Below are 26,748 nucleotides of genomic sequence, written 5' to 3'. Positions count from 1 at the left end.
CTCAGCGCCCCTTCGGGAGGCCGAGGATGCGCTCGGCGACGATGTTCCGCTGGATCTGCGAGGTGCCCGCGGCGATCGTGTACGAGAGGGAGGAGAGCCGGTCCAGGGCCCATTCCCGGTCCAGGTCGAAGGCGTCGGCGCCCAGCACCTCGGCCGCCGCCTCGTACAGCTCCTGACGGGTCCGGGAGTACCGCAGCTTGAAGACCGAGCCGCCGATGCCCGGTACCCCGCCCGTACGCTCCGACTCCGCCACGTTCCACTGGGTCAGCCGCCACAGGGCCCGGAACTCGGCGTTGAGGCGGCCGAGACGCCGGCGCAGCACCGCGTCGTCCCATTTCCCGTTGCGCCGGGCCTCGGCGGCGAGCGCGTCCAGGGTGCGGCGACAGGCGACGACCTCGCCGACGAAGGCCGTACCGCGTTCGAAGGAGAGGGTGACCATGGTGACCCGCCAGCCGTCGTTCTCGGCCCCGACCCGGTTCCGTACCGGCACCCGGACCTCGTCCAGGAAGACCTCCGCGAACTCCGTCGATCCGGCGAGCGTCCGCAGCGGCCGGACCGTGATCCCGGGGGCGTCCATCGGCATCGCGAGCCAGCTGATCCCTCGGTGTTTCGGCGCGTCCGGATCTGTCCGCACGAGCAGCTCGCACCAGTCGGCGACCTCCGCGTGCGAGGTCCAGATCTTGCTGCCGCTGACCACGTAGTCGTCGCCGTCGCGCACCGCCCGCGTCCGCAGCGCGGCCAGGTCGGAGCCCGCGTCCGGCTCGCTGAACCCCTGGCACCAGACCTCGTCGCCGCGCAGCACCGGCGGCAGCCAGCGGGCCCGCTGCTCGGCCGTCCCCTCGGCGGCGACGGTCGGCCCGGCGTGCAGCAGCCCGACGAAGTTCGCCCCGACGTAGGGGGCTCCGGCCTTCTCCGTCTCCTCCAGGAAGATCAGGTGCTGGGTGGGGGTGGCGCCCTGCCCGCCCGCGTCCTCCGGCCAGTGCAGGCCCGCGTACCCGGCGTCGTACAGCATCCGCTGCCAGGTGGTGTCGTACGCCCGGCGCGCGGGCCAGTCGTCGGGCGAGGGCTTCGGGGGGAGGCCGGGGAGCACGGCGGCGAGCCACTCCCCCAGCCGCCGCCGGAACTCCTCCTCGGCCTCCGTGTACGTGAGATCCACTGCTCCGCCGCCTACTTGTCCAGGTCCAGGCCGAGCATCCGGATCGCGTTTCCGCGCATCAGTTTGTAGACGGTCTCCTCGTCGAGTCCCTTGACGTGGTCGAGTGCGACTTCCCTGGTGTGCGGGAAGGTCGAGTCCACGTGCGGGTAGTCGGTCTCGAAGGTGGCGTTGTCGCGGCCGACGACGTCCAGCGAGGCGATGCCGTGCTTGTCGCGGAAGAAGCAGCAGAACATCTGCCGGTAGTAGTACGTGGACGGCGGCTCGGGGATCAGATCGCGCACCCCGCCCCAGGCCCGGTGCTCCTCCCAGACGTCGTCGGCGCGCTCCAGGGCGTACGGGATCCACCCCATCTGGCCCTCGCTGTACGCCAGTTTCAGTGTCGGGAACTTGACCAGCACCCCGCTGAAGAGGAAGTCCATCATCGAGGCCATCGCGTTGTTGAAGGAGAGCGAGGCCTGCACGGCCGGGGGTGCGTCCGGGGAGGCGGCGGGCATCTGGGAGCTGGACCCGATGTGCATGTTGACGACGGTGCCGGTCTCCTGGCAGACCGCGAAGAACGGGTCCCAGTAGCCGGTGTGGATGGACGGCAGGCCCAGGTAGGTGGGGATCTCGGAGAAGGTGACCGCGCGGACGCCCCGGGCCGCGTTCCGCTTGATCTCCGCGACGGCGAGGTCGATGTCCCAGAGCGGGATGATGCAGAGCGGGATGAGCCGGCCGCCGCTGTCGCCGCACCACTCCTCGACCATCCAGTCGTTGTAGGCGCGGACGCAGGCGAGGGCGACCTCCTTGTCGTGCGCCTCGGCGAAGGTCTGGCCGCAGAAGCGCGGGAAGGTGGGGAAGCAGAGGGAGGCCTCGACATGGTTGAGGTCCATGTCCTTGAGCCGCTCGGCCGGGTCCCAGCAGCCGGGCCGCATCTCGGCCCGGGTGATGCCCTCCAGGGTCATGTCGTCGCGGTCGAAGCCGACGGCGGCGATGTTCCGCTTGTACGGGAACTTCAGGTCCTCGTAGATCCACCAGTCGGTGGGCGGCCCGTCCGGGTCCATCGTGATGACGTACTTCCCGCCCGTGTACGCCAGCTCCCCGATGCCCGCCGTCAGCGGCTGCGGTCCGCGCTCGCGGTACTTCGCGGGCAGCCAGGTGGAGAAGAGGTGCGCGGGCTCGATCACATGGTCGTCGACGCTGACGATCCGAGGCAGTTCCGTATCCGTCATGGTGTCGTCCCCTCCGGCGCACCCGGCGGTATCCGGGGCGGTGGCAGTTTCTGATGACCCGTCAGATTGCGGTGCGGCACTCAGGCTAGCCCCGCACCCCTGGACCGACAAGGCGCGGAGCCCTACGCTCTCCGCATTATCTGACTGGCCGTCAGTTCGGAGGGACCGCTGTGACCGCCGTGAACGACGTGACCGCGACCGCCCACGCCCTGGGCGACTCCCGCACCTTCTGGGAACTCATCGAACGCCGAGCCGCCCTCACCCCCGACCGCCCGGTCCTGCTCCAGGGGGACCGCGCCCTGACCTTCGGCGGGCTGCGGGACCGCGCCGAACGGGTCGCCGCCGGGCTGTACGGGATGGGCGTACGGGCGGGCAGCGTGGTGGCCTGGCAGCTGCCGACCCGGCTGGAGACGGCCCTGCTCTCCTTCGCCCTGTCCCGGCTCGGGGCCGTACAGACGCCGGTCATCCCCTTCTACCGGGACCGCGAGGTGCGGTTCGCGCTGCGGGAGTCGGGGGCCGCGTTCTTCGCCGTGCCGGGGGTGTGGCGCGGCTTCGACCACACCGCGATGGCCGAGCGGATCGCGGCCGAACTCCCCGACCCGCCGCAGGTCTTCGAGGCGTACGAGGATCTCCCCGACGGCGATCCGGCGATCCTGCCGCCCCCTCCCGCACCCCCGTCGGGCGAGGAGGTCCGCTGGATCTACTGGACCTCGGGCACCACCTCGGACCCCAAGGGCGTCCTGCACACCGACCGCTCCCTGATCGCGGGCGGCTCCTGCCTCGCCCACGCACTGAAGCTCTCCGCCGACGACGTGGGCTCGATGGCGTTCCCGTACGCGCATGTCGCCGGGCCCGACTACACGGTGATGCTGCTGCTGTACGGGTTCCCGGCGGTGATGTTCGAGCAGTTCGCGCTGCCGGACGCACTGGCGGAGTACCGGCTCCACGGGGTGACCGTGGCGGGCGGCTCGACGGCGTTCTACGCGATGTTCCTGGCCGAGCAGCGCAAGGAGCCGGGCACCCCGCTCATCCCCTCCCTCCGGCTGCTCGCGGGCGGCGGGGCGCCGAAGCCGCCGGAGGTGTACCACGCGGTGGTCCGGGAGATGGGGGTCCGGCTCACCCACGGGTACGGCATGACCGAGGTCCCGATGATCACGATGGGGGCGCCGGACGACACGACGGAGAACCTGGCCCTGACGGAGGGCCGACCGCCTGCGGGCATGGAGATCCGGATCACCGACGAGCAGGGCAAGCCGCTCCCGTACGGCGTGGAGGGCGAGGTACGGCTGCGCGGGGAGGCGGTCTGCCGGGGCTATCTGGACCCCGGGGCCTCCGCCGCCGCCTTCGACGCCGAGGGGTTCCTGATCACCGGGGACCTGGGCCGGCTCCAGGAGAGCGGCCACCTCACGCTCACCGGCCGGCTGAAGGACATCATCATCCGCAAGGGCGAGAACATCTCCGCCAAGGAGATCGAGGATCTGCTGCACACGCACCCGGCCGTCGCCGACGCGGCGGTCATCGGGCTCCCCGACACCGAGCGCGGCGAACGCGTCTGCGCGGTGATCGAACAGCCGCCCGGCGCCCCGCCGCTGACCCTGGCCGGGATGTCCGCCCATCTGCGGGGCGCGGGGCTGTCGGTCCACAAGGTGCCGGAGCAGTTGGAGGTGCTGGACTCCCTGCCCCGCAACGAGACGCTGCGCAAGGTGCTCAAGTACCAGCTGCGGGAGCGTTTCGGCACAGGCGGGTGAGCGGGGGGCTCATGGGTCTTACGGGGGTGGCGCGCCACCCCCGTACGGCTGGGGACGGTTACGTGGCGTCGGGCTCGATCACCGTGAAGTACACGGCGAGCGCGGCCACCACATCACTCTCGGCGATCAGCCCGTCCCGGTCGGTGTCCAGGCTCTGGGCCGCGATGCCCGCGATCTCGGAGCTGGCCCCGAGAACCTTCAACGCCCGCTCCACGGAGGCCACCGAAGCCCGGCCACCGCCGTTCTCGCTGTCCGCCACCGCGATCGCCGCTCGCAGGAAGGGGCGGGCGATCTCCGCGAACCGCTCCGGATTGTCCCGGAGCCGCTTCACCGCCCCGCCGACGAACTCCTCACGGGTGACCCGCTGGTCCCCGTCCACATCGGCGATCCCCGCCATGCCCTGCCAGAAGGCCTCGGCCCCGGTGTAGAGGGCCTGGCCCTTGTCGCAGCGGGCCGTCGTACCGAACTCCGTGAGCAGACGGGCGGCTGCGGCGTTGAAATCGGCGCGATCGATTGTGCCGTTGCCGTCCTGGTCGAAGGCGGCGAAGCGGTGCGCGATCTTACGCTCGTACTCTGCGCTGTCCATGCGGGGAGCGTACGTCGCCCGGGGCCGTCACGTGTCACCGAGCGCCCCCTCCTGTGTGACAACCTCGCTTCAGCACCGAACGCTTTCGGCCGGTCACGCTCGCGTCACCCCCGGGGCGCTCCCGGGCCGCGCCCGCTCAGGCGGTCAGCGGCTCGCACGCCCCGTCGACGGCCGACCCGGTGTCCGGGTAGACGTCGAAGAGCCGGCGCACGCCCAGCGCCCCCAGCACCTTGTTGACGTGGGAGCCGTCCTCGGCGCCCCGGGCCGGGAGGATGAGCCGCAGCCGGCCGCCGCAGGACTTCATCAGACGGCGCGAGGCGATCAGCACACCGACCCCGCTGGAGTCGCAGAAGAACACCTCGGACAGGTCGAGCACCACATCGTGCTGCCCCTCGGCCACCGCGTCGTGGACGGACTGACGCACGACGGGTGAGCTCACGAGATCGAGTTCACCGCGTATCCGCAGCACGGTCCAGTCGCCCTGCTCGGTCTCGTCCACCTTCAGCGTCACGCGACTGGACCTCTCGTTCCGGGGCTCCCGGCAATCCGGAAGTTTCCGTTCCTCCTCGCGGCTGCCCAACCGCTCATCCATGAAACACCGCCCCGGCCGCCGAGGCCCAGGGGGTTTCCGGTGGAAATGATCACTTCGGCCGGTTTCCCCTGCTCAGGCGAGCCGGGGCGCTGAGAACGGCCGAAATCAATTGGTGGGATTCGAGGCGTCCTCCCAGCGGACAGTTGCGTCAAAGGCAGGTACGGGGGCCGTTCGGCGGACTACATTCGGACAACAAGGGCAGAGGCCGGATCACGGAGCATCACGGAGCTGGGCACAGGGCCGGGGGCTGGGGGTTTCATGGCGAAGGACGCACCGCCCCGCTGGGACCGCAGGATGCAGCAGAGGCTGGCCCGCGGTGAGGCGGCGGCGCTCGGCGAGCTCTACGACCGGTTCGCCTCCCTCGTCCACAGCCAGGCGCACCGGATGCTCGACGACGAGGACGCCGCCGACCTGGTGACCCGCGAGGTCTTCGCCCAGGTCTGGGAGGACCCCGAGGCCTACGACCCGAAGCAGGGGTCGATGCGCTCCTGGGTGGCCCGGCTCACCCACCGCCAGTCCGTGCGGCGGCTGCGGCGGGAGGCCGCCCTGTCGTACGCGCAGGAGCACGGCGAGGGTGCCGTGCCGGACCCGGAGGAGCTGGAGCGCCGGGTGCGCAGCGCCACCGCGGCGGCCCGGGCCGACTACATCGTCTCCTCGATGCCCGCCTCCCTGAGGCAGGCGCTGGAGCTGGCGTACATCCAGCGCCGGGACTACCGGCAGACCGCGGCCGACCTCGGGGTCACCGAGGACGAGGCCCGCCGCCGGCTCCGGCTGGGGCTCCAGCTGCTGTCCACCGCCAACACCCGGCCGCGCGAAGGGTGCTCACCACCCGGTTACGGACGCGCCAAGTGAACGGCGGCGGACGCGAGGGCGACAGGCGCGACGACGAGGTGCGGGGCGCGCGCCGCATACCGGGCCCGCGCGGCGCGGTGGACGACCTCGACCTGGAGACGGTGGAGCGACCGGTGCTGCCCCCGCCGGGCGGGAGCACGCCGGACGAGGCGGTGCCGGAGCAGGGGGCGCCGGAGGGGGACGGGGACGTCCGGGACGCCGTGCCGGAAGCGGGTGCGGCGGATGAGCCGGACGCGGTGGATCCGGACGCGGTGGATGCGGTGGATGAGCCGTACGCGGTCGATGAGCCGGACGCGGTGGATGAACCCGAGCCCGCCATGACCGCCGCGACCTCCGCGACCCCCGCGACCTCCGCCGCCACGCCCGTCCTCTCCCATCAGGTCCTCAAGGCCCTCCTCGGCGCCTGGGCGCTCTCCGCCTGCTCGGCCGAGGAGACCGCCGCCGTCGAGGACCACCTCACCGTGTGCGCGCCCTGTGCGGACGAGGCGCTGCGGCTGCGGGACGCGGTGGGGCTGCTGCACACCGACGGCTCGCTGGACCTCGACCCGACCCTGCGGACCCGGGTGATGGACGGCTGCCTCGGGCGCCGCCCGGCCCGGATCCCGGTGCCGGACTGGGCCACGCCGTACGACGCCGAGACCGCCCGGCTGGACGCGCTGCTGCGGGACATCGGTGACTCCGAGTGGCACGCGCCGGTGCGGCTGCAGTGGTTCGAGGACGAGCGCCCGGCCACCCGCAGGACCACGGTCGCCGGGGTGATCGGCCACCTGATGGCCGTCGACGGGCTGGTCTCGGCCGCGCTCGGCCTGGACGACCCGCTCGGCAGGGTCGAGGTGCCGCTCTCGCCCGCCCGGCGCACCGAGACGTACTGGGCGGCCACGCGTCCGCCCGCCACCCGGGCCGTCCGCGAGCCCTGGCGGGACCTCACCCACGAGCTGATCCGTACGGCCTCGCTCGCCGGGCGGAACGTCGCCGAGCGCTCCGTCTCGTACGGGGACTTCGCCCTGCCGCTCCAGGACGCCCTGCTGGACCGGGCCTTCGAGTGCTGGGTGCACGGCACGGACATCGCGGAGGCGGTGGACTACCCGTACAAGCCGCCGTCCGCCGCCCATCTGCACCGGATGATCGACCTGGCCGCGCGGCTGCTCCCGGCCGCCCTCGCGGGGCGTCGCAGCGCCGGACTCGCCGGACCGGCCAAGGAGCTGGTGGCACCCGGGGAGCCGGGCCGCTCGGTCCATCTGGAGGTCGAGGGGCACGGCGGCGGTGACTGGTACATCCCGCTCGACTCACCGGCCGCCGTCGGCTCGCCCCGCCGCGCGGTGGCGCAGGTGGCCCTGGACGGTGTGGAGTTCTGCCAGCTCGTCGCGGGCCACATCTCGCCGGTGGAAGCGGCGGCGGGCCAGGAGGGCGACCGCGAGGCCATCCGCGACGTGCTGTTCGCCTCGGCCTCGCTCAGCCGCCTGTAGCCGGCCGTACGCGGGTCAGTTGAAGATCACCGTACGGCGGCCGTTGAGCAGGATGCGCCGCTCCGCGTGCCACTTCACCGCGCGTGCCAGCGCCTGGCACTCCACGTCCCGGCCGATCGCGACGAGCTGGTCCGGGGTCACGTCGTGGCCGACGCGCTCGACCTCCTGCTCGATGATCGGGCCCTCGTCGAGGTCGGCGGTGACGTAGTGCGCGGTGGCGCCGATCAGCTTGACCCCGCGCGCGTGCGCCTGGTGGTAGGGCTTGGCGCCCTTGAAGCTCGGCAGGAACGAGTGGTGGATGTTGATGATCCGGCCGCTGAGCTGCTTGCACAGGTCGTCCGAGAGGACCTGCATGTAGCGGGCGAGGACGACCAGTTCCACGTCCTCCTCGCGGACCAGCTCCAGCAGCTGCGCCTCGGCCTCCGCCTTGTTGTCCTTCGTCACCGGCAGGTGCCGGAAGGGGACGCCGTACGAGGCGACGAGCTCGGCGAAGTCCGTGTGGTTGGAGACGACGGCCGCGATCTCGACGGGCAGCGCCCCCGTACGGGAGCGGAACAGCAGGTCGTTGAGGCAGTGGCCGAACTTGCTGACCATCAGCACGATCCGCATCCGCTCCGCGGGCCGGTGGATCTGCCACTCCATCCGGAAGGCCTCACCGATGGCGGCGAAGCTGGCGCGCAGCTTGTCGACCGTGACGGTGGCCTCCGCCGAGAAGTGGACGCGCATGAAGAACAGACCCGTGTCGTGGTCCCCGAACTGCTGGCTGTCCTCGATGTTGCAGCCCGTCATGAAGAGGTAACTCGACACGGCGTGCACGATGCCCTGTTTGTCGGGGCAGGAGAGCGTGAGGACGTACTGCTCGGGCAGCGCGGTGTCCGAGGCGGCCGGGGGGGCGGTGGGCTGCGGTGCGGTCATCCTCGTAGGGTGCCACAGCCGCCCGGTGTCAGGCGGCCCTGGTCATGATGCGGATGACGTCCAGCGAGCGCGGCGGAATGTCCGGGTCCTCCGCGTCGTTGGTGGCGAGCATCACATGGGCCTCGCGCGCCGCGCGGACCGCCTCCGGCCAGCCGTGGTGCTCCAGATAGGCGGAGACGGGGGCGTCCGCGCCGACCTGGTGCATGATCCGCAGCACCCGCAGCGCGGCGGTGTCCACGGCGGTCGCCTCGGCGGAGTCCCTGAATATGGTGCCGACGTACTTCTCGGCGGACCAGTTGTCGAGCCAGGTGTCCTCGACCAGGCGGTACACGGCGTCGGTGACGTCCCCGTACCCCTCCCGGCCGGCGAGCCAGCACTCGTGGTGGAAGACGGGGTCGGAGAGCATGTGCAGCGCCGAGCGCACGTTGGTGCGCCAGCGCCACCACGGCATGTCAGTGAGCGGCATGACGCCCATGGTGGAGGAGCGACGGCCGCGACGGGAAGAGTTCTCCGAACCTTGCTGCACGGTGCTCGATCGTACGTTCCTTCCCGGCGGGCCCGCGCATGCCCCCGTAATTCACCTTGATGTCACCGAGCGTTGAACACGTCACACCGTGGCGTTACCCCTGGGGCGGAAGCGTTGCTGCCCATGACCGGTCGGAGACGCACCGCCTTCCCCCGCCCCTTCCAGTTCGTCATCGGCACGGCGGCGGCCGGGGCGCTGCTGCTGTCCGGCTGCGGCGTGCTCCCCGGAGGCCCGGGGGGCTCCGGGGAGCCCGTCACCGTGATGACCTGGGCGCCCGACCAGGTGGACGACGCCGACGCACTGAGCATGCCGGGCGTCCCCGCGATGGCCCGGACGTACGCCCGCTGGATCAACGAGCAGGGCGGCATCGACGGCCGCGAGCTCCGGGTGATCACCTGCGACGAGCGCGACACCGCCGCGGGCGCCGAGCGGTGCGCCCGGCAGGCCGTCGACCGGAAGGTCGCCGCGGTCGTCGGTTCGTACAGCCGGCACGGGCAGAGCTCCATCCCGGTGCTGGAGTCCGGCGGCATCCCGTACATCGGCGGCTACGGCGCCTCCGACGAGGAGTTCCGCAGCTACCTCTCGTACCCGGTCAACGGCGGCCAGTCGGCGCTCCTGGCGGGCCACGGCCGGCAGCTGGCGGGCGGCTGCGAACGGGTGGCGCTGGTGCGGCCCGACTCGCTCGGCGGCGCCCGGATGCCCCAGCTGCTCAACACCGGGCTGCTCGCCGCCCAGCGGCCCGAGTCCACCGACATCACGGCCCCGGAGAACGCCACCTCCTACGAGGAGCAGGCCACGAAGGCGCTGAAGCGGCGCAAGGGCGGCAGTTGTGTCGCGGCCGTGCTCGGCGCCGGTACGGAGACCTTCTTCGACTCCTTCCGCCGACTGGAGCCGGAGGGCGAGCGGGTCAGGATCTCCTCCGTCCTCGGCAGCGTCAGCCAGCCGCTCATCGACCGCACGGGCGGCCGCAAGAGCCCGTTCGAGGGGGCCTACATAACCGGTTGGTACCCGGACGCGGGCGACGCGCGCTGGAACGGGATGCGTGAGGTGATCCGGAAGTACGCCTTCGGGGACAACCGCATCGACCCGGACGACACGGGTGTGCAGACGACGTGGATCGCGTACACCGCGCTGCGGGCGGTCGTCGAGGCGATCGGCGACGACACGGTCACCGCGAACAAGGTCACGTCCTCGCTCAACCGGGGCACCGAGGTCGACACCGGTGGTCTGACGCCGGTGCTCCGCTGGCGCTTCAAGGACCTGCTGGGCACCTCGCCCTACCCGCGGATCGTCAACGCGGACGTGACGTTCCAGGTGGTCCGCGAGGGGCGTCTCATCGCCCAGAAGAAGGGCTTCGTGGATGTCGCGGAAGCCCTGTCGGACGCCCGGCGCACGGTCGGCTGATCCCGTCCTCGCCGCCCGCCCCGGTGTTCGCGGGCGGGCGGGGTCAGGAGCGGCTCAGAGCTCCACGGGCGTGTGCTTGGTCAGGCCGTACTTCTCGGCGATGGAGTTCCAGAGCCCGGAGGCTTCCTGCTTGGCCTTGGTCGCGACACCGCTCTGCTGGTTGGCGCGGGCCGTCTCGTTGGTCGACCGGGCCTGTCCGCCCTTGCAGACGTTCTTGTTCTTCTTCGCCTGCCGGGCCCACGTGGCGTAGTGCTCGTCGGCCGCGGCGGAGGCCTTCCACGCCCGCGTCAGGGAGGAGTTCAGCGCCGCGTGCTGCGGCAGCTTGTCCAGGGTGAGGCCCTCCAGCCGGGTCACCAGGTCGCGGCGCTGCTGGGCGGCGCCCTTCAGGTCGGTGTCGGCCTGGTCCAGGTCCTTGCAGGACTTGATCTTCTCGACCGCGCTGATCACCGCGGCGCGGCTGTTGTTGCTGTCGGCGAGCAGCTTGTCCAACGCCTCGGCCTGCGGCTTCGCGGGGTCGGCCGCCGCCTCCGTGGTGGGGTCGGTGGCCGGTGAACTCTGCGAGGCGACCGGCTGTTTGTCGTCCTTGCCCGGGTCGTCGCCGCTCAGCAGGGCGCCCGCGCCGAGCCCGACGACCGCGCAGCCGACGACGACCGCGGCGATGAGCGGGATGTGGGCCGAGCGTCTGCGCGGGGCGTCGCCGCCACCGTCGTGCAGGGGCGGCTCGGCGGCCCCGTCGCCGCCGCGGAGGCCCTGGAGCCCCGACTGGTAGCCCTGGGGCGCCTGGGGCGGCAACTGACCGCCGGGGTAGGGCTGCTGGGCCTGGCCCGGGTAGCCCTGCTGGGGCGGCTGCTGCTGGTTGTACTGCTGCTGCGGCATCTGGGTCGTGGCGTCCGCGGGCCCCTCCGCGCGGAACAGGTTGTCGAACTCGGCGGGCGGCTGCCGGTCCTCCGGCGCACCCGGCCTGATCCCGTACGGGGCTCCGCCGGGCACCGGGGGTATGTACTGCGTGGCGTCCGCGTCCCCGCCCGGCTGCGGCGGCAGACCGCCGGGGCCGGCCCCGCCCGGGACCGGCGCGATGTACTGCGTGGCGTCGGCGTCCCCGCCCGGAGCGCCGGTGCCCGTCCCGGGTCCGGATTCGGGCGGCAGGGGCTGCGCGTAGGGCTGCGGCTGCTGGGGCTGGTACTGCTGGGCCTGCTGCTGCGGGGGGTACTGCTGGTGCTGCTGATTCTGCTGGTACGGATCGGAGTACTGCGGTTGCTGCGGCTGCTGGTACCCGCCCGTGCCCCCCTGCCCGTACGTCTGCTGCCCCTGCCCCTGGCCGTACTGCTGATCCTGCCCCTGCCCCTGAGCGGGCGGCAACGGCTGGGCGTGCGGCGGCTGGGCGTGCTGCGGGTACCCGTACGCCCCCGACGCCTGGGCGCCCGGCTGCGGCGGGGCGTCGGACTGCGGCCCCCAGGGCTGGCCCCACGCCTGCCCGCCCGCGGGCACGGCCCGGCCCTGGTCGTCCTGGCCGCCGGTGGGCGCCCCCGGGATCCAGGGGGCACCGCCGTCGGAGGGCAGCACGACACCTTCGTGCGCGGGTCGTCCAGCGGGGAGCTGCTGCTCGCCGCCCTGTCCGCTCTGCGTCACCGGGACTCCTACGTGTGAACCAACGGAATCGTCGGCTCACGCTATCGGGTGGCCGCCCGCCTCCGCCAAGCGCGTGGTCCCCCTCACCACCCCTTCACAGGCCGGGTAACACCCAGCACCCGAAGGACGCTGTTATGGGCCGCCCCGCGACGGAGCCCCTCCGGACGGCCCCTGGAACAGCCCCCGGGACGACTCCCGGGGCAGTCCCTCCGCGCGGGCCTTCACGCCGCCTGGAGCTCCAGCCGCTCGCCGAACTCGCGGACCGCCGGCTCCTGCCCGTACGGCGCGAGGCGCTGGTGCAGGTCGTCGAGGTACTCGGCGCCCCGGCTGGAGCGCACCGTCCCGAGCAGCTCCATCGCCCGCGTCCCCGTGTGGCAGGCGCGCTCCACCTCGCGCTGCTGCACCTGGGCCGAGGCGAGCAGCACGAGCCCGATGCCCCGGCGCCTGGCCCGGGTCTCCGGCAGCGCGGCCAGCGCCTCCTTGGCCCGGCGCGCGGCGTCCGCCGCCTGGTTGAGGTCGCGGTGGCAGTGGGCCAGCTCGTCCGCGAGGTAGCCGTGGTCGAAGTGGGCGATCCAGTCCGGGTCGTCGCCCGTCTCCGGATCGGCCTGCTCCAGGGCTGCGACCGCCCGCCCCATCACCACCTGGCAGGTCCGGGCGTCCCCGAGCAGCGCGTGGCCCCGGGCCTCCGCCGCGTAGAACATCGCCTGGGCGCGGGGGGTGACCTGGCCGCGGGCCCCTTCCTGGGCGGCGCGGGCGAGTTGGGCGATCTCGCGCGGGTTGCCGAGCTGGGCGGCGAGGTGGCTCATCGAGGCGGCCAGCACATAGCCGCCGTACGCCCGGTCCCCGGCGGCCTGGGCGAGCCGCAGGGCCTGGATGTAGTAGCGCTGGGCGAGGCCGGGCTGACCGGTGTCGACGGCCATGTACCCGCCGAGTTCGGTGAGGCGGGCGACCGCGGCGAACAGCTCGCGGCCGACCTGTTCGCGGTACGCCCCCGAAAGCAGGCCGGAGACCACGCTGTTGAGGTAGTGCACGAGCACCGGGCGGACGTGGCCGCTGCCGAAGCGGTGGTCGAGGTCGGTGAGGGCGGTGGTCATCGCCTGCACCGCCGCCACGTCCGCCATCCCGACCCGGGCCCCGGCCACCCGTTCGACCTGGGGGTCCCTGCCGGAGATCAGCCAGTCGCGGCTGGGTTCGACCAGCGCGGAGGCGGCGACGGCGGACCCGGTGAGCAGATCGCGGCGGCCGACGTCGCTGCGCCACAGCTCGCAGACCTGCTCGACGGCCCCGGCGACGGTCGGCGCGTACTGCAGGCCCACGCCGGAGGCCAGGTTCTTGCCGTTGGCCATGCCGATCTCGTCGATCGTGACCGTACGGCCCAGCTTGCGGCCGAGCGCCTCGGCGATGATGCCCGGGGCGCGGCCCCGGGGCTGTTGTCCGCGCAGCCAGCGGGCCACGGACGTCTTGTCGTAACGCAGATCGAGGCCGCGCTCGGCCCCGACCATGTTGACGCGGCGCGCGAGGCCCGCGTTGGAACAGGCGGCTTCCTGGATGAGCGTCTGGAGCCGTTCGTTGGGCTGGCGGGCTACGAGAGGCCTTGCTGCCATATTTCCCCCTGGAACAGTCTGAAATACCTGGATCCACAGATACGCTGATACGCGGTGATCGGTGGAAGGGATCACTGCCCGTCACATACACAAGAAATGCGCATATTCCATCGGCATTCGGTACGGGCACGGCGAGTTGCCCGGCCCCGCAAGGTGCTACCCGCCCGTCGGTGCACCGCCTCACGCGCGCCCCCGCCCATGCTCCGATGCGCCCCGCGTGCAGGATCGATGCACCGTGACCGGGTCGCGCGCGCCCGTAACCCCCGGTGGTGCCGGGAGTTGTGCTGGACGTGGAAGAGCCCATGGGAGTCACGGAAGCCGCACAGGTCCCTCAGCAGCGGGGCGAGCAGCTGCTCGACGCCGCGGTGCGGTACGCGGAAGAGCGCCACTGGGACGTGTTCCCCGGTACCTGGCTGGAGGCGGTGGAGGGCAGGGAGCTCTGCTCCTGCGGCGAGGCGGCCTGCCCGCTGCCCGGCGCCCACGCGGACCGGCCGGACTGGGCGGGCCAGGCGACCGGCAGCGGGGCGGCGGCCCGGCGCATGTGGTCCAAGCAGCCGCGCGCCTCGGTGCTCCTGCCGACCGGCCGCACCTTCGACGCGCTGGACGTCCCGGAGTCCGCCGGTTTCCTGGCGCTGGCCCGGATGGAGCGGATGGACCTCACGCTCGGCCCGGTCACCTGCACCCCCGACCGCCGGATGCTCTTCTTCGTCCTGCCGGGCGCCGCCGCCAAGGCCTCCGAACTGGTGCGCACGCTCGGCTGGAACGCCGAGGCGATCGACCTCGTGGGCCGCGGCGAGGGCCACTACCTCGCCGCCCCGCCCACCCGGGTCGGCGGCCGCGGAGCCGTGCAGTGGGCCCGCAAGCCCACCCACGCCAACCGGTGGCTGCCCGATGTGGACGAGCTGATCAGCCCGCTGGCGTACGCCTGCGCACGCGAGGCGGCGGACGCCCGCGCACGCGTCTCGTAGCGCCGGGAAGGGCCTTTCGTAGGGTGGTCCCCACCAAGTGGGGATATCGAAAGGCTGTGCCATGCCGGACCGGGCAGATGCACGTGACGTGACGGACGCGGTCGCCGCGCACGACACGCATACGGAAACAGACGCGACAGCGGGCGGTGCGCGGACCGCGCCCCCCGCTGTGCGCGTACAGGGGCTGTGGAAGCGGTTCGGGGAACAGGTCGCCGTCTCGGGGATCGATCTGGAGCTGCCCGCAGGCAAGTTCATCGGGCTCGTGGGGCCCAACGGGGCGGGCAAGACGACGACGCTCTCCATGGTCACCGGGCTGCTGCGGCCCGACATGGGGAAGATCGAGGTCGCGGGGCACGACGTGTGGACGGACCCGGTCGCGGTGAAGTCGCGGATCGGGGTGCTGCCCGAGGGGCTGCGGCTCTTCGAGCGGCTGTCGGGGCGTGAACTGCTCGCGTACAACGGGCGGTTGCGCGGGCTGCCGGGTGACGAGGTCGACAAGCGGGCCGCCCAGCTCCTGGACGTCCTGGATCTCGCCGGTTCGCAGCACAAGCTGGTGGTCGACTACTCGACCGGGATGCGGAAGAAGATCGGGCTCGCCGCCGCCCTGCTCCACAACCCCGAAGTGCTCTTCCTGGACGAGCCGTTCGAGGGTGTGGACCCAGTCTCGGCCCAGACCATCCGGGGCGTCCTGGAGCGCTACACCCGGTCCGGGGCGACCGTGGTCTTCTCCAGCCATGTGATGGAGCTCGTCGAGTCGCTCTGCGACTGGGTGGCCGTGATGGCGGCGGGCCGGATCAAGGCGCAGGGCACCCTGGCCGAGGTGCGCGGCGACGCCCCCTCGCTGCAGAACGCTTTCCTCGAACTGGTCGGCGCGGGCGGCCGGGACACCACCGGCGACTCCCTCGACTGGCTGGGCGGCGCCCGATGAGCGTGCTGGACGCCCCCGTCACCGCCGCCGCCCCGGCCGCGCCGACGACGGGCCTGACCCCCATCTTCGTACGGCTCAAGCTGACGCTCCTGCGCAACGGGCTGCGGCAGTCCACCGGGCGCAGGACCGCGTTCATCGTCTCCCTCGTCCTCACGCTGCTGCTCGCGGCGGGCCAGGTCCTCGGTCTTGTCCTGCTGCGCGGCAACGCGCAGGCCGGCACGGTCGTGGTGCTGCTGACGGCCGTCGTGGCGCTCGGCTGGGCGGTGCTGCCGCTCTTCTTCCCCAGCGGCGACGACACCCTCGACCCGACCCGTCTGGTGATGCTGCCGCTGCGGCCCGAGCCGCTGGTCCGGGCGCTGCTGGTCTCCTCGATGGTCGGCATCGGGCCGCTGTTCACCCTCTGCCTGGTGGTCGGCTCGGTCCTCGCGCTGGCGCACGGGTTCGCGGGGATCGTGTTCGCGGTGCTCGCGGTGCCGCTGACGATGCTGCTCTGCGTGGCGCTGTCGCGGGCCGTCGCCACCGCCAACGTACGGCTGCTCAACTCCCGCAAGGGCCGTGACCTCGCGGTGCTCAGCGGGCTGGTGATCGCGGTGGGCATCCAGTTCGTCAACTTCGGCGCCCAGCGGCTCGGCGAGGCCGGCGGGCTCTCCTCGCTGGAACCGGCCGGGAACGTGGCCCGCTGGCTGCCCGGCGCCTCCGCCATAGCGTCGGTGGACGCCGCTTCGGACGGTTCGTACGGGGTGGCGGTCGCCCAGCTGCTGATCACGGGGGCGGCCCTGGCGGCGCTGGTGTGGCTGTGGCAGCGGGGGCTGGTGAAGCTGATGACCACCCCGGACGGCTCCACGCTGGCCGCCGCGGCACCGGACCGCAAGGAGTCCGGCCGCACGGGCGGTCTCTCCGGCCTGCTGCCGGAAGGCCGTACGGGGACGGTCGTGCAGCGCAGCCTGCGGTACGTGGCACGGGACCCGAAGACCAAGGCGGCCTGGGTGACGTCGCTGGCGCTCGGGGCGATCGTGCCCCTGATCAACGCGGTCCAGGGCACCGGCTCGGTCTACCTGGCGTGCTTCGCCGCCGGGATGCTCGGCATGCTGATGTACAACCAGTTCGGCCAGGACACCTCCGCCTTCTGGATGGTGGCTCTGACGATCTCCTCGACCCGCGACGCGTACGTCGAACTGCGGGCGCGGGCCTGTGCGCTGCTGCTGATCACCCTGCCGTACACGCTGCTGGTCTGCGCCGTGACGGCGGCGGTGCTGGGCCGGTGGCAGTCCCTGCCGGGCGCGCTGGGCCTCTCCTTCGCATTGCTGGGCGCGATGATGGCGACGGGGGCCGTCGCCTCGGCACTGTTCCCGTACTCGATCCCGCAGGACGGGGCGTTCAAGAACGCGGCGCCGGGACAGGGCGGGCTGGCGTGGATCTCCATCCTCCTCGGCATGCTGGCCGCGCTGCTCCTGGCGGCCCCCGTGATCGTGCTGACGGTCTGGCTGCACCTGACGGACCGGCAGGAGGCGCTGTGGGTCGTGATCCCGGTGGGGGTGGCGTACGGGACGTTCATCGGGTGGGCGGGCCTGCGCATCGCGGCCCCGCGCACGGCGAACCGGCTGCCGGAGATCCTGACGGCGGTGAGCAAGGGGTGATGCCTCTCCTCCACCGCCGGATCGCCCCGGCCCTCGTCGTCGCCCAGCTGCTCTACCTGGCGCTGATGGAGCTCGCCTTCACCTTCCTGTCCCCCGGGAACCCGGAGCCGGACGCCACGGGGTCCGCGCGGAACGCGCTGCTGGGCTACGGGGCCGTCATGGTGGCGGTGGCGGCCGTCATGGCGGGCGGCGCGCTGATGCTGGCGTCGTCCCGGGCGAGCGCGGCGGTGCCGCGCCCGGTGCGATCGGTCCTGCTGGTCCTGCTGGGGCTGCTGGAACTGGGGATCGCCGCGGCCTTCCTGCACTCGGCCGCCACCGGCTCCCTGGGGCCGGACACCGTGATCGCGGGGGTGGCCGTGGTGGTCAGCGGCTGTGTCGCGGCCGGGTGCGTGCCGGGGCCAGCCGCGACACAGCCGCTGACCACGCAGCACACGCCGCACGGCCGGCCGACGGCTCGCACGACCGGCTAGCGGCATCCGCCCCGGCGGGCACGTCCGCGTGAGGGGGTCCCAGCTCCCGGAGCTGCGGCCCCCGCCCCGCTACGGGGCGACCGGCTCCCGGTCGCCCCGGGTGTCCTCGGCCAGCTGTTCCAGGAACGGCTCCACCGCCGCCCGCCAGCCCTCCGGCTGGTCGTAGTGGACGAGGTGGCCCGCGTCCGCCACCTCCGCGTACTGGCCGCGGGGCAGGACCCGGACCATCTCCTGCGCCTCGGCCCGGCCCAGCTCCCCGTCGAGCCCGCGCAGCACCAGGGTGGGGCAGCGCACCTGGGTCAGCTCCTCCCAGTGGGCGTCGAAGACCCAGGTGGCGCGGGAGCGAAGCATCTGGCCGCGGGAGAAGACCGGGCGCCAGCCGTCCTCGCACTCCGCCATCACCTCGGCGTAGAACTCGCCGCGCGACGGGTTCGGCCGCTCCACCCACGGGTCGTCCTCGCCGAACCACTTCCGTACGTCGGCGAGGGTGGCGAAGGGCAGCGGCCAGGAGTCGAACCAGTCGCTCCACTCGCGCTGCGAGGCCGCCCCGAGGGCGGAGGCCCGCATGTCGCAGATGACGACGGCCCGGACCAGGTCGGGGCGCTTGGCGGCGAGCTGCCAGCCGGTGAGCGCCCCCATGGCGTGGCCGACGACGGTGACGGGGCCGAGGCCGAGCTGTTCGATCGCGGCCTCGGCGTCGGCGACGTAGGCGTCACGGGTGTACGGGCCTTCGGCCGGCTTGTCGCTGCGGCCGTGGCCCCGCTGGTCGAGGCCGACCGCGCGGTACCGCTCGGCGAGCCAGCGGGCGGTGGGGGCCCAGTGGGAGGCCCGGCCCATGAGCCCGTGGAGCAGTAAGACACCGGGGGCGCGGTCTGCTCCCCCGCCGTCCGTCCCCGCACGCTCCTTGGGCGGATCCGCGAACTCCCACGCCGCGAGGCGTACGCCGTCGGCTCCGGTCACATCGATGCGCCGCACCATAGTCCTGGCACCCCCTTCTGGTCCTCGATCACCATGGGCCGTCGATCGCCGCACGGCCGCGCATCACCGCGTGGTCGCGTCACGCCAGACTATCGAACTCCTATTCGAAAACCGGGATACGCCGCTCAACACCCCACGTTCGAGTGACACGCGGCGAGGATTGCCGTCGGCCGCCCTGGGGAGATCTTCAACGGGAGACGGACCGCTCGGGGACAGGGGTCCGTGGGGAGTGACCTTGAGAGCTCGGGGCTCCAGGTCAGCACAGGGGAGGACCGGCCCCGGCGCCTCAGGGCGCCGGGGCCGACCCTTGTCCACGACAACGATGGCAGAGGACGGCCGGGCCGTCGCCGAACCGCCCCTGACCAGGGCATCCAGGACCGCGGCAGCCACCGGGCGGCGGGCGTGCCGGTACGACGGGCGCATCCCCTGCTCCCTCCCCGACCGTGCCGACCGCATCCGGTCCGGCACCCTCAGGTCATATGCCTGGCCTCAGCCTGGCACGCGATCCGCCCGCCCGCTGCGATTCGGCCCATTCCGGAGCCCACGCCAGCCGGTCCGGGCCCACTCAAGCCGTTCCGGGCCCACCCCAGCCCGTCCGGGCCCACTCTCCAGCCCGTCCGGGCCCACTCAAGCCCGTCCGGCGTTTGAGGACGGAACCCCCCGCCCCGGGGGCCGACGCCCCGAACGTCCACGCACGCCCCGGGGAGCCCCCAGACCCCCCGACGCCAAAGGCGTCAGCGCTTGGCGACGAACACGTGCGAGGCCACCTCGGCGTCCAGCTCGGCCGCCTCCCCGCTGGAACCGACCAGCACCCCGCCGGGCGACTCCGTCACGCTGACCACCGAACCGGGCTGGACCCCGGCCCGCCGCAGCGTGTACATCAGCTGGGCGTCCGTCTGGATCGGCTCCCCGATCCGGCGCACGACCACGGTCTTGCCCTCCGAGCCCGGGTCGAGCTCGGCCAGGCTCACCATGGAGTCGTCCAGGAACGGGTCGGCCTCGGCCTTCTCGCCCAGCTCCTCCAGGCCCGGGATGGGATTCCCGTACGGAGACTCCGTCGGGTGGCGCAGCAGCTCCAGCACCCGCCGCTCCACGGCCTCGCTCATCACGTGCTCCCAGCGGCAGGCCTCGGCGTGGACCTGCTCCCACTCCAGGCCGATCACGTCGACCAGCAGGCACTCGGCGAGCCGGTGCTTGCGCATCACACGCGTCGCGAGGCGGCGGCCCTCCTCGGTCAGCTCCAGGTGGCGGTCGCCCGCCACCTGGACCAGGCCGTCGCGCTCCATGCGGGCCACCGTCTGGCTGACCGTCGGACCGCTCTGGTCCAGCCGTTCGGCGATCCGGGCGCGCATGGGGACCACGCCTTCCTCTTCGAGTTCGAGGATGGTGCGGAGATACATCTCCGTGGTGTCGATCAGTCCGGACATACGTGCCCCTCGATGCTGTGACAGAAAATCGTCGTGCGATGGCCCTGCACCAATTCTGACGCATAGCGCCGACAACCGTGCCGCCCCGGCCGAAGGCCGTGCGACGGAGGCCGCCGGGCGCTATTGACAGGCCACTGGTCCAGACCGCAACGTGATCCGCGGCACAGCCATTCCCACCCTGCCGAAAGGGCCCTTCCCGATGAGCGACAGCAAGCTGGCCGGTCAGTTCTTCGATGCGGCGATCGGCCTGCTCCAGCGGGTACGGGACGAGGAGGCGGGCTCCATCGCGGCCGCCGGGGCGGCCATCGCCGACACGGTCGAGGCGGGCGGCCGGCTCTTCGCGTACGGCGCCGGGCACTCCTCCCTCGCCGCCCAGGACGTCGTCTACCGGGCGGGCGGACTGGCCCTGATGAACCTGCTCACGGTGCCCGGCACCACCGGCGTGGACGTCATGCCCGCCACGCTCGGCTCCGCGCTGGAGCGGGTGGACGGGCTGGCCTCGGCGGTCCTGGACTCCAGCCCCGCGGCCGCCGGCGACGTGCTCGTGATCATCTCGCTCTCCGGCCGCAACGCGCTCCCGGTCGAGATGGCCCAGAACGCCCGGGCCCTCGGGCTGAAGGTCATCGGCGTCACCTCGGTGGCGTACGCGGAGAACACCCGCTCCCGGCACACCTCGGGCGGCTTCCTGCGCGACCACTGCGACATCGTCCTGGACAGCAAGATCGCGATCGGGGACGCGGAGCTGACCGCCCCCGGCATCGAGGCCCCCTTCGCCCCGGCCTCCACCGTGGTGACCAGCGCGATCATGCAGTCGATGATGGCGGCGGCGGCCGAACAGCTGGTGGCCCGCGGCATCGAGCCGCCGCTCCTGCGGTCGGGGAACGTCGACGGCGGCCACGACTGGAACGGCCGGGTCATGACGGAGTACCGCGAGCGGATCTTCTACCGCCACTGAGTCCCGGCCCCTAGGCACAGGTGGGCAGCGTCACCCGGGCCGTCAGCCCGCCGCCCGGGTTCGCCGTGGCGCCGATGTCCCCGCCGTGCGCCCGGGTCACCGACGCCACGATGGAGAGCCCGAGCCCCGCGCCCTCGCCCGGCGCGTGGCGGCGGGCCTGCGCGCGGCGGAACGGCTCGAACAGCAGCGGTACGGCCGCCGGGTCCACCACGGGCCCGGTGTTGGCGACCTCCAGACCGCCCGGGCCGACCCGGACCCGTACCGTCCCGCCCGGGTGGTTGTGGCGCAGCGCGTTGGCGACCAGGTTGTGCACCAGGTGGTCCAGCAGGACCGGGTCCCCCTGGACGCTCACCGGCCGGGCCTCCACGTCGACGGTGACGGCCCGCTCCTCCGCCTCCGCCGCCAGCGCCTCGGTGACCGTGGCGGTGGTCGCGTCCAGGTCGACCCGTTCGCGCCGCCGCAGCCCCTCGTCGGAGACGGCGAGGAGCAGCAGCCCCTCGATGAGCTGCTCGCTGTTGTCTGCGGTGTCGATGAGCTTGTCCCGGATCCAGGCGACCTTCTCGGGCGTCGGGTCGTCGGCGAGACCGATCTCGGCGGCGGCCCGCTGCACGGCGAGCGGGGTGCGCAGTTCGTGGGCGGCGTTGGCGGCGAACCGCTGACGGGCGGCGACCAGCTGCTCGATCCGGTCGAGCATCCCGTCGAAGGTGTCGGCCAGCTCCTTGAGCTCGCCGGGCGGGGCCTGGAGCGCGATCCGCTCGTGGAGGTTGGAGCCGGAGAGCCGGCGGGCCCGGGCGGTGATCACGCCGACCGGCCGCAGCACCCGGCCCGCCATCCACCAGGCGAGGGCGACGGAGAGCGCCGAGTAGACGGCGAGGGAGATCCCGGAGACGGTGAGGAGCTGGTTGAGGGCGGCGTCCCCGGCGGCGGTGGAGACCTTCCGCGCGACCGCGTACTGGCCGGGCTGGATGACGGTGGTCTGCGCCCAGTCGGAGGACGGCAGCGCGGGGGCGGCGGACTCGCCCAGCTCGGAAGCGGGGACCGTGGGGACCACCGCGGTCATGACGCTGCTGTAGAGGCCCTCGCTGACCAGCACGTAGACGAGCCCCATGAGCAGGACCCCGGCCAGCACCAGGAGTCCGCCGTACAGCGCGGTGAGGCGGGTGCGCTCGCTGTTCACCGGGCGTCCTCCGGTCCGGTCAGGGGTGCGGGGCCGCTCCCCGTGCCCGCCGCGGGGCCGTCCCCGATGCGGTACCCGGCCCCCGGCACGGTCTCGATCACGGGCGGCGCCCCCAGTTTCGTACGGAGCTTGGAGAGGGTCACCCGGACCGCGTTGGTGCGGTAGCTGGTGTCCTCCTCCCACACCTCCTCGATCAGGTCGTCGCCGCTGACGACCGCGCCCTCGGCCCGCAGGAGGGTCTCCAGCACGGCGAACTCCTTGCGGGAGAGAGACAGGTAGCGGCCGTCGCGGCAGACCTGGCGGCGGGCGGTGTCGAGCGTCAGCCCGGCCCGCTCCAGCACCGGTGGGAGCGCGGGGCGGGAGCGGCGGCCGAGCGCGAGGACCCGGGCGAGGAGTTCGTCGTACGCGAACGGCTTGGTCAGGTAGTCGTCGGCGCCGAGCCCGAGGCCGGCCACCCGGTCCCGTACGGTCCCCGAGGCGGTGAGCATCAGGATCCGGGTCAGCAGGCGGGCGCCGACGACCCGCCGGCACACCTCGTCGCCGTGCAGGCCGGGCAGGTCGCGGTCGAGGATCATCACGTCGTACGCGCCGAACCGGAGCTTTTCGAGCGCGCTCGGCCCGTCCGGGGCGATGTCCACCGCGACGGCGTCACGGCGCAGCCCCTCGGCGATCATCTCCGCCAGGAATTCCTCGTCCTCCACCACCAGCACGCGCATGGGCCCTGTGTACCCGAAAGCGATGTTTCGTCGGTGTAAGCATCGGCGCTGAGAGAAACGAAACCGCCTCCTCGCGCACGCTCGGGCCGTCCGTTCCGGACCTGCCCTGTCAGCAACGTACGAGGAGCCCTTCATGATCTTTCTCCCTGCACGGCAGCGCGGCATGGCCGCCGCCTGTCTGCTCGCCGCGACCGTCGTCCTGTCCGCCACGGCCTGTTCGGGCGACGGCGGCGGGACGAAGAGCGGCGGGTCGGCCTCGGACACGAAGAAGACGAAGGAGGACCAGGCGCTGGAGCACCGCAAGTGCCTGCGGGAGCAGGGCCTGAAGATCCCCGAGCCGAAGCCGGGTGAGGCGGGCGTGGGCATCACCCTGGACGGCGGCGGCATGAGCCAGAAGGAGATGGAGAAGGCGTTCAAGGCCTGTCAGGACAAGGCGGTCGGCGGCGGGCCCAAGGAGCTGACCCAGGCCGAGAAGGACAAGATGGTCGCCTTCGCCCGGTGCATGCGCAAGAACGGCTTCGACATGCCCGACCCGAAGTTCGAGGGCGGGGCGATGCAGGCGGCCCCCGCGCTGAAGGCCGAGGACATGAAGAAGTTCGAGAAGGCCGGCAAGGCGTGCGAGAGCGTGGGCCGATGAGGCGCGGACGGGTCGTCGCCGCGGTGGCGGCGGTGCTCGCCGTGACGGCCGGGACCATCGCGGTCACCCAGCTCGGCGGGGCCGAGGAGCCCGCTGGCTCCAGGAACACCGGGCTGCCGCCGGCCACCGCCCCGGTCGAGCGCGGCGACCTGCGCGACAGCGCCCAGGCCGACGGAACCCTCGGCTACGACAAGCAGCGCAAGATCAACTCCGGCGCGGCGGGCACCCTGACCTGGACCCCGCGCACCGGCTCGACCGTCGAGCGGAACGAGCGGCTGTACGAGGTCGACGGCCGGGCGGTCCGGCTGATGTACGGCTCGGGCCCGATGTACCGGACGCTGAAGGCGGGCGACAAGGGACGGGACGTCGAGCAGCTGGAACGCAACCTCGCCGCCCTCGGCTACACCGGCTTCACCCCGGACACCGAGTACACCGAGCTGACCGAGGCGGCCGTCAAGCGCTGGCAGAAGGCGCAGGGCAGCAAGCGGACGGGCAAGGTGGGGCCGCAGGACATCGCGTTCGCCCCGGGGAAGGTCCGGATCAAGAGCGTGGAGACGGCCGTGGGCGACCTGGCCCAGCCGGGTGCCCCCGTCCTCACCACCACCGGCAGCGAGCGCATCGTCACCTTCCAACTGGATGTGGCGGAGAGCCAGTTGGCCAAGGCGGGCACGGAGGTCAGTGTCGATCTGCCGGACGGCACGAGTGCGCCCGGCACGGTCTCCTCGGTCGGCCGGACCGCGAAGCCCGGCGACGACCCGCAGGACAACAGCCCCAAGGTCACGCTGACCGTCTCCTTCGACAAGCCGGACGACGTCGGCGGCTTCGACCAGTCACCGGTCACGGTGAACCTCACCGGCGAGACCCGCAAGGACGTCCTGACCGTCCCCGTGAACGCGCTCCTGGCCCTGCCCGGCGGCGGTTTCGGCGTGGAGGTCGTACGCGGCTCCGCGGTCCGCGAGGTGAAGGTGGAGCTCGGCATGTTCGCCGAGGGCCGGGTCGAGGTGTCCGGCGGCGGGCTGAGCGAGGGCATGAAGGTCGGGGTGCCGAAGATATGAGCGGTACGAACGAGGTCGAGGACGGCAACCGTACGGCCGCCGGCCTCCGGGGCGTCCCGAACGAGGACGGCACCCGTACGGTCGTCGGCCTCCGGGGCGTCACCAAGGAGTACGCGGGCGGGGTCACCGCCCTGCGCGGGGTGGACCTCACCGTGGCGGAGGGCGAACTCCTCGCCATCGTCGGCCCGTCCGGCTCCGGCAAGTCCACGCTGCTGCACATCGTCGGCACCCTGGACCGCCCCACCGCCGGATCCGTCCACATCGCGGGCCACGACGTGGCGGCCCTCTCCGACCGCCGCCTCTCCGCCCTGCGCGCCCAGCACGTGGGCTTCGTCTTCCAGGCGTTCCACCTGGTCCCGGGCGTCAGCGCCCGCGACAACGTGGCGGAAGGCCTGCTCTACTCCGGCCTCCCCCGCTCCGCACGCCGCCGCAAGGCCGCCGAGGCGCTGGACCGGGTCGGGCTCGCGGACCGCCAGCACCACAAGCCGCACCAGCTCTCGGGCGGCCAGAAGCAGCGGGTCGCCATCGCGCGGGCCGTCGTCGGCGAACCGGCCCTGCTGCTGGCCGACGAACCGACCGGGGCGCTCGACTCGGCGTCGGGGGCGGCGGTGATGGAGCTGCTGCGGGACCTGAACCGGGAGGGGGCGACGATCGCGGTGATCACGCACGACACGGAGATCGCGGGGAGCCTGCCGCGCGAGGTGCGGATCAGGGACGGCGAGGTGGTGGCGGACGTACGGAACCCGCCTTCCGTCCCGTCCATGGCGGCGGGGGCGGAGCTGTGAGCCGCACCGGCAGGGGCAGGGGCCGGCTCAAGGCGGCCCGGCTGGGCCCCCGGGACGTCCTCCACGTCGGCTCGTCCGGCCTGCGCAGCCGCCCGATGCGGGTCGTGCTCTCCGCCCTGGGCATCGCCATCGGCATCGCGACGATGATCTCGGTGGTCGGCATCTCCGCCTCCAGCCAGGCCCAACTCCTCCGCGAATTGGACAAGTTGGGCACCAACCTCCTCGTGGCCTCCCCGGGCGACTCGATGTTCGCCGGGCAGGACGTGACACTGCCCGAGGGCTCGGTCGGGATGGTGGGCCGGATCAAGGGGGTCCAGGAGGTGGGGGCCACCGCCGACCTGGACGCGACCGTACGCCGCAACGAGAAGATCGACGAGGGCGATACGGGCGGGATCGCGGTCAGGGCGACGACGGCCGACCTGCTCCGCGTGCTGCGCGGCGAGGTCAGCAGCGGCAGCTGGCTCAACGCGGCGACCGGCCGCTACCCCTCCGTCGTACTCGGCCATGTCTCCGCCGAACGCCTGGGCATCACGAAGCCGGGGCAGCAGGTATGGATAGGTGACCGGTACTTCACGGTCACCGGCATCCTCGCCCCGCTCCCGCTCGCCCCGGAGATCGAACGCTCCGCCCTGGTCGGCTGGGAGGGCGCGAAGCGCCTGCTGGGCTTCGAGGGCCACCCGACGTCGGTGTACGAGCGGTCGGACGACGCGGCGGTGCAGGACGTACGCAAGGTGATGGCGGCGACGGTCGACCCGCAGAACCCGCAGAACGTCAAGGTGACCGACCCGTCGTCGGCGCTCCGCGCGAAGGCGGCGACCGAGGGGGCGTTCAGCAGTCTGCTGCTGGGCCTGGGCGGCATCGCGCTGCTGGTCGGCGGGGTCGGGGTGGCCAACACCATGATCATCTCGGTCCTGGAGCGCCGGTACGAGATCGGCCTGCGCCGCTCGCTGGGCGCGACCCGGGGCCAGATCCGCATCCAGTTCGTCACGGAGTCCCTGATGCTGTCCGGCCTCGGCGGCCTGGCGGGGGTGGCGCTGGGCGCGGCGGCCACGGGGGTGTACGCGCACTCCGGCGGGCTGCCGTGGGTGGTCCCGCTGTGGGCGGTCGGCGGAGGCTTCGGCGCGACGCTGGTGATCGGCACGGTGGCGGGCCTCTACCCGGCGGTCCGGGCGTCCCGCCTCTCCCCGACGCTGGCGCTGCACGCGGCGTGAGGACGGAACCCGGCAATCCCCCGGAGGTGTCGGCGCGCAGAGCAAGCGCCGCCGCCTCCGGTGGTTGCCGGAAGCAGGAAGGCAACGGCGCCCCCCACTGCCCGCTCCCGCCCTG

Annotated in this window: 25 protein-coding genes; 13 read left to right on the top strand and 12 right to left on the bottom strand. The window is 72.8% G+C overall.

Annotated features, from left to right (window positions below):
- Position 1 precedes the first annotated feature (1 nt).
- Both IE264_RS22345 and IE264_RS22340 read right to left on the bottom strand, forming a co-directional pair.
- The gene (locus tag IE264_RS22345; RefSeq protein ID WP_032759390.1) at positions 2–1,156 is read right to left on the bottom strand and encodes an acyl-CoA dehydrogenase; all 1,155 of its coding nucleotides are present in this window, start codon (positions 1,154–1,156) and stop codon (positions 2–4) included.
- Between the two features lie 11 nt (positions 1,157–1,167).
- A complete protein-coding gene (locus IE264_RS22340) occupies positions 1,168–2,367 on the bottom strand; it encodes an amidohydrolase family protein (RefSeq protein WP_015610536.1) in 1,200 nt (399 codons plus the stop codon).
- A 170-nt stretch (positions 2,368–2,537) separates the two neighbouring features.
- On the opposite strand from IE264_RS22340, the gene IE264_RS22335 reads away from it, so the two are divergent.
- Positions 2,538–4,115 (top strand): class I adenylate-forming enzyme family protein, encoded by a 1,578-nt coding sequence (locus tag IE264_RS22335; RefSeq protein ID WP_032759389.1) that lies wholly within the window; start codon positions 2,538–2,540, stop codon positions 4,113–4,115.
- A gap of 58 nt (positions 4,116–4,173) precedes the next feature.
- Here the strand turns inward: IE264_RS22335 and IE264_RS22330 are convergent, their stop codons facing one another.
- Positions 4,174–4,701: an EF-hand domain-containing protein gene (locus tag IE264_RS22330; protein ID WP_015610534.1), complete on the bottom strand. Its 528-nt coding sequence runs from the start codon at positions 4,699–4,701 to the stop codon at positions 4,174–4,176.
- Positions 4,702–4,837: 136 nt separating this feature from the next.
- Positions 4,838–5,212: an STAS domain-containing protein gene (locus tag IE264_RS22325; RefSeq protein WP_015610533.1), complete on the bottom strand. Its 375-nt coding sequence runs from the start codon at positions 5,210–5,212 to the stop codon at positions 4,838–4,840.
- A gap of 339 nt (positions 5,213–5,551) precedes the next feature.
- Between IE264_RS22325 and IE264_RS22320 the strand changes: the two genes are divergently transcribed.
- Together IE264_RS22320 and IE264_RS22315 are read left to right on the top strand one after the other, a co-directional pair.
- Positions 5,552–6,145 (top strand): RNA polymerase sigma factor, encoded by a 594-nt coding sequence (locus IE264_RS22320; RefSeq protein ID WP_015610532.1) that lies wholly within the window; start codon positions 5,552–5,554, stop codon positions 6,143–6,145.
- A complete protein-coding gene (locus IE264_RS22315; protein WP_032759388.1) occupies positions 6,142–7,611 on the top strand; it encodes a zf-HC2 domain-containing protein in 1,470 nt (489 codons plus the stop codon). The genes IE264_RS22320 and IE264_RS22315 overlap by 4 nt, the downstream gene beginning before the upstream one ends.
- A gap of 15 nt (positions 7,612–7,626) precedes the next feature.
- Here the strand turns inward: IE264_RS22315 and purU are convergent, their stop codons facing one another.
- Together purU and IE264_RS22305 are read right to left on the bottom strand one after the other, a co-directional pair.
- Positions 7,627–8,526, bottom strand: a complete 900-nt coding sequence (gene purU / locus IE264_RS22310) for a formyltetrahydrofolate deformylase (protein WP_015610530.1) — start codon at positions 8,524–8,526, stop codon at positions 7,627–7,629.
- A gap of 28 nt (positions 8,527–8,554) precedes the next feature.
- Positions 8,555–9,001, bottom strand: coding sequence for an SCO4402 family protein (locus IE264_RS22305; RefSeq protein WP_031125952.1), 447 nt, complete (start codon positions 8,999–9,001; stop codon positions 8,555–8,557).
- A gap of 174 nt (positions 9,002–9,175) precedes the next feature.
- Here IE264_RS22305 and IE264_RS22300 point away from each other — a divergent pair, with 174 nt between their 5' ends.
- Entirely contained in the window at positions 9,176–10,456 is a 1,281-nt protein-coding gene (locus IE264_RS22300) for an ABC transporter substrate-binding protein (protein WP_015610528.1), read from the top strand.
- A gap of 54 nt (positions 10,457–10,510) precedes the next feature.
- On the opposite strand, the gene IE264_RS22295 is transcribed toward IE264_RS22300, so the two are convergent.
- Both IE264_RS22295 and IE264_RS22290 read right to left on the bottom strand, forming a co-directional pair.
- Positions 10,511–12,085, bottom strand: coding sequence for a hypothetical protein (locus tag IE264_RS22295; RefSeq protein ID WP_032759386.1), 1,575 nt, complete (start codon positions 12,083–12,085; stop codon positions 10,511–10,513).
- A gap of 221 nt (positions 12,086–12,306) precedes the next feature.
- Complete coding sequence (locus IE264_RS22290; protein ID WP_015610526.1) at positions 12,307–13,689, bottom strand: NsdA family TPR-like regulatory protein; 1,383 nt, start codon at positions 13,687–13,689, stop codon at positions 12,307–12,309.
- 302 nt (positions 13,690–13,991) lie between these two features.
- Between IE264_RS22290 and IE264_RS22285 the strand changes: the two genes are divergently transcribed.
- The 4 genes from IE264_RS22285 to IE264_RS22270 all read left to right on the top strand — a co-directional run bounded on the left by IE264_RS22285 (position 13,992) and on the right by IE264_RS22270 (position 17,692).
- Positions 13,992–14,657: a bifunctional DNA primase/polymerase gene (locus IE264_RS22285; protein WP_203679336.1), complete on the top strand. Its 666-nt coding sequence runs from the start codon at positions 13,992–13,994 to the stop codon at positions 14,655–14,657.
- Between the two features lie 61 nt (positions 14,658–14,718).
- A complete protein-coding gene (locus IE264_RS22280) occupies positions 14,719–15,585 on the top strand; it encodes an ABC transporter ATP-binding protein (RefSeq protein WP_015610524.1) in 867 nt (288 codons plus the stop codon).
- The gene (locus IE264_RS22275; protein WP_032759385.1) at positions 15,582–17,222 is read left to right on the top strand and encodes a hypothetical protein; all 1,641 of its coding nucleotides are present in this window, start codon (positions 15,582–15,584) and stop codon (positions 17,220–17,222) included. Before IE264_RS22280 ends, IE264_RS22275 begins: the two co-directional genes overlap by 4 nt.
- The gene (locus IE264_RS22270) at positions 17,222–17,692 is read left to right on the top strand and encodes a hypothetical protein (protein ID WP_032759384.1); all 471 of its coding nucleotides are present in this window, start codon (positions 17,222–17,224) and stop codon (positions 17,690–17,692) included. The genes IE264_RS22275 and IE264_RS22270 overlap by 1 nt, the downstream gene beginning before the upstream one ends.
- A gap of 69 nt (positions 17,693–17,761) precedes the next feature.
- Here IE264_RS22270 and IE264_RS22265 read toward each other — a convergent pair whose 3' ends face one another.
- Together IE264_RS22265 and IE264_RS22260 are read right to left on the bottom strand one after the other, a co-directional pair.
- On the bottom strand, positions 17,762–18,670 hold the full coding sequence (locus tag IE264_RS22265; RefSeq protein ID WP_015610521.1) for an alpha/beta fold hydrolase: 909 nt from the start codon (positions 18,668–18,670) through the stop codon (positions 17,762–17,764).
- Positions 18,671–19,404: 734 nt separating this feature from the next.
- The gene (locus IE264_RS22260; protein WP_015610520.1) at positions 19,405–20,097 is read right to left on the bottom strand and encodes an iron-dependent transcriptional repressor DtxR; all 693 of its coding nucleotides are present in this window, start codon (positions 20,095–20,097) and stop codon (positions 19,405–19,407) included.
- Between the two features lie 199 nt (positions 20,098–20,296).
- Here IE264_RS22260 and IE264_RS22255 point away from each other — a divergent pair, with 199 nt between their 5' ends.
- Positions 20,297–21,052: an SIS domain-containing protein gene (locus tag IE264_RS22255; RefSeq protein WP_015610519.1), complete on the top strand. Its 756-nt coding sequence runs from the start codon at positions 20,297–20,299 to the stop codon at positions 21,050–21,052.
- 10 nt (positions 21,053–21,062) lie between these two features.
- On the opposite strand, the gene IE264_RS22250 is transcribed toward IE264_RS22255, so the two are convergent.
- A complete protein-coding gene (locus tag IE264_RS22250; protein ID WP_032759383.1) occupies positions 21,063–22,229 on the bottom strand; it encodes a sensor histidine kinase in 1,167 nt (388 codons plus the stop codon).
- Positions 22,226–22,945: a response regulator transcription factor gene (locus IE264_RS22245; RefSeq protein ID WP_032759382.1), complete on the bottom strand. Its 720-nt coding sequence runs from the start codon at positions 22,943–22,945 to the stop codon at positions 22,226–22,228. The genes IE264_RS22250 and IE264_RS22245 overlap by 4 nt, the downstream gene beginning before the upstream one ends.
- Positions 22,946–23,078: 133 nt before the next feature.
- Here IE264_RS22245 and IE264_RS22240 point away from each other — a divergent pair, with 133 nt between their 5' ends.
- From IE264_RS22240 to IE264_RS22225, 4 genes are read left to right on the top strand one after another with little or no spacing between them, the layout of a single operon-like run.
- Positions 23,079–23,582 (top strand): hypothetical protein, encoded by a 504-nt coding sequence (locus IE264_RS22240; protein WP_032759381.1) that lies wholly within the window; start codon positions 23,079–23,081, stop codon positions 23,580–23,582.
- Positions 23,579–24,637: an efflux RND transporter periplasmic adaptor subunit gene (locus IE264_RS22235; RefSeq protein ID WP_190167680.1), complete on the top strand. Its 1,059-nt coding sequence runs from the start codon at positions 23,579–23,581 to the stop codon at positions 24,635–24,637. The genes IE264_RS22240 and IE264_RS22235 overlap by 4 nt, the downstream gene beginning before the upstream one ends.
- On the top strand, positions 24,634–25,422 hold the full coding sequence (locus tag IE264_RS22230; protein WP_229887683.1) for an ABC transporter ATP-binding protein: 789 nt from the start codon (positions 24,634–24,636) through the stop codon (positions 25,420–25,422). The genes IE264_RS22235 and IE264_RS22230 overlap by 4 nt, the downstream gene beginning before the upstream one ends.
- Entirely contained in the window at positions 25,419–26,633 is a 1,215-nt protein-coding gene (locus tag IE264_RS22225) for an ABC transporter permease (protein ID WP_015610513.1), read from the top strand. Before IE264_RS22230 ends, IE264_RS22225 begins: the two co-directional genes overlap by 4 nt.
- Positions 26,634–26,748 lie beyond the last annotated feature (115 nt).

The sequence above is a fragment of the Streptomyces microflavus genome, assembly GCF_014650075.1.
Taxonomy (GTDB): domain Bacteria; phylum Actinomycetota; class Actinomycetes; order Streptomycetales; family Streptomycetaceae; genus Streptomyces; species Streptomyces microflavus.
This window is presented reverse-complemented; position numbering and strand designations above follow the sequence as displayed.

What these genes read in the sequence shown, in the direction of transcription:
- IE264_RS22340 (WP_015610536.1), bottom strand. Translation starts at nt 2,367, where the DNA reads ATGACGGATACGGAACTGCCTCGGATCGTCAGCGTCGACGACCATGTG.
- IE264_RS22330 (WP_015610534.1), bottom strand. Translation starts at nt 4,701, where the DNA reads ATGGACAGCGCAGAGTACGAGCGTAAGATCGCGCACCGCTTCGCCGCC.
- IE264_RS22320 (WP_015610532.1), top strand. Translation starts at nt 5,552, where the DNA reads ATGGCGAAGGACGCACCGCCCCGCTGGGACCGCAGGATGCAGCAGAGG.
- purU (WP_015610530.1), bottom strand. Translation starts at nt 8,526, where the DNA reads ATGACCGCACCGCAGCCCACCGCCCCCCCGGCCGCCTCGGACACCGCG.
- IE264_RS22305 (WP_031125952.1), bottom strand. Translation starts at nt 9,001, where the DNA reads ATGGGCGTCATGCCGCTCACTGACATGCCGTGGTGGCGCTGGCGCACC.
- IE264_RS22300 (WP_015610528.1), top strand. Translation starts at nt 9,176, where the DNA reads ATGACCGGTCGGAGACGCACCGCCTTCCCCCGCCCCTTCCAGTTCGTC.
- IE264_RS22290 (WP_015610526.1), bottom strand. Translation starts at nt 13,689, where the DNA reads ATGGCAGCAAGGCCTCTCGTAGCCCGCCAGCCCAACGAACGGCTCCAG.
- IE264_RS22285 (WP_203679336.1), top strand. Translation starts at nt 13,992, where the DNA reads ATGGGAGTCACGGAAGCCGCACAGGTCCCTCAGCAGCGGGGCGAGCAG.
- IE264_RS22280 (WP_015610524.1), top strand. Translation starts at nt 14,719, where the DNA reads ATGCCGGACCGGGCAGATGCACGTGACGTGACGGACGCGGTCGCCGCG.
- IE264_RS22275 (WP_032759385.1), top strand. Translation starts at nt 15,582, where the DNA reads ATGAGCGTGCTGGACGCCCCCGTCACCGCCGCCGCCCCGGCCGCGCCG.
- IE264_RS22270 (WP_032759384.1), top strand. Translation starts at nt 17,222, where the DNA reads ATGCCTCTCCTCCACCGCCGGATCGCCCCGGCCCTCGTCGTCGCCCAG.
- IE264_RS22265 (WP_015610521.1), bottom strand. Translation starts at nt 18,670, where the DNA reads ATGGTGCGGCGCATCGATGTGACCGGAGCCGACGGCGTACGCCTCGCG.
- IE264_RS22260 (WP_015610520.1), bottom strand. Translation starts at nt 20,097, where the DNA reads ATGTCCGGACTGATCGACACCACGGAGATGTATCTCCGCACCATCCTC.
- IE264_RS22255 (WP_015610519.1), top strand. Translation starts at nt 20,297, where the DNA reads ATGAGCGACAGCAAGCTGGCCGGTCAGTTCTTCGATGCGGCGATCGGC.
- IE264_RS22245 (WP_032759382.1), bottom strand. Translation starts at nt 22,945, where the DNA reads ATGCGCGTGCTGGTGGTGGAGGACGAGGAATTCCTGGCGGAGATGATC.
- IE264_RS22240 (WP_032759381.1), top strand. Translation starts at nt 23,079, where the DNA reads ATGATCTTTCTCCCTGCACGGCAGCGCGGCATGGCCGCCGCCTGTCTG.
- IE264_RS22235 (WP_190167680.1), top strand. Translation starts at nt 23,579, where the DNA reads ATGAGGCGCGGACGGGTCGTCGCCGCGGTGGCGGCGGTGCTCGCCGTG.
- IE264_RS22230 (WP_229887683.1), top strand. Translation starts at nt 24,634, where the DNA reads ATGAGCGGTACGAACGAGGTCGAGGACGGCAACCGTACGGCCGCCGGC.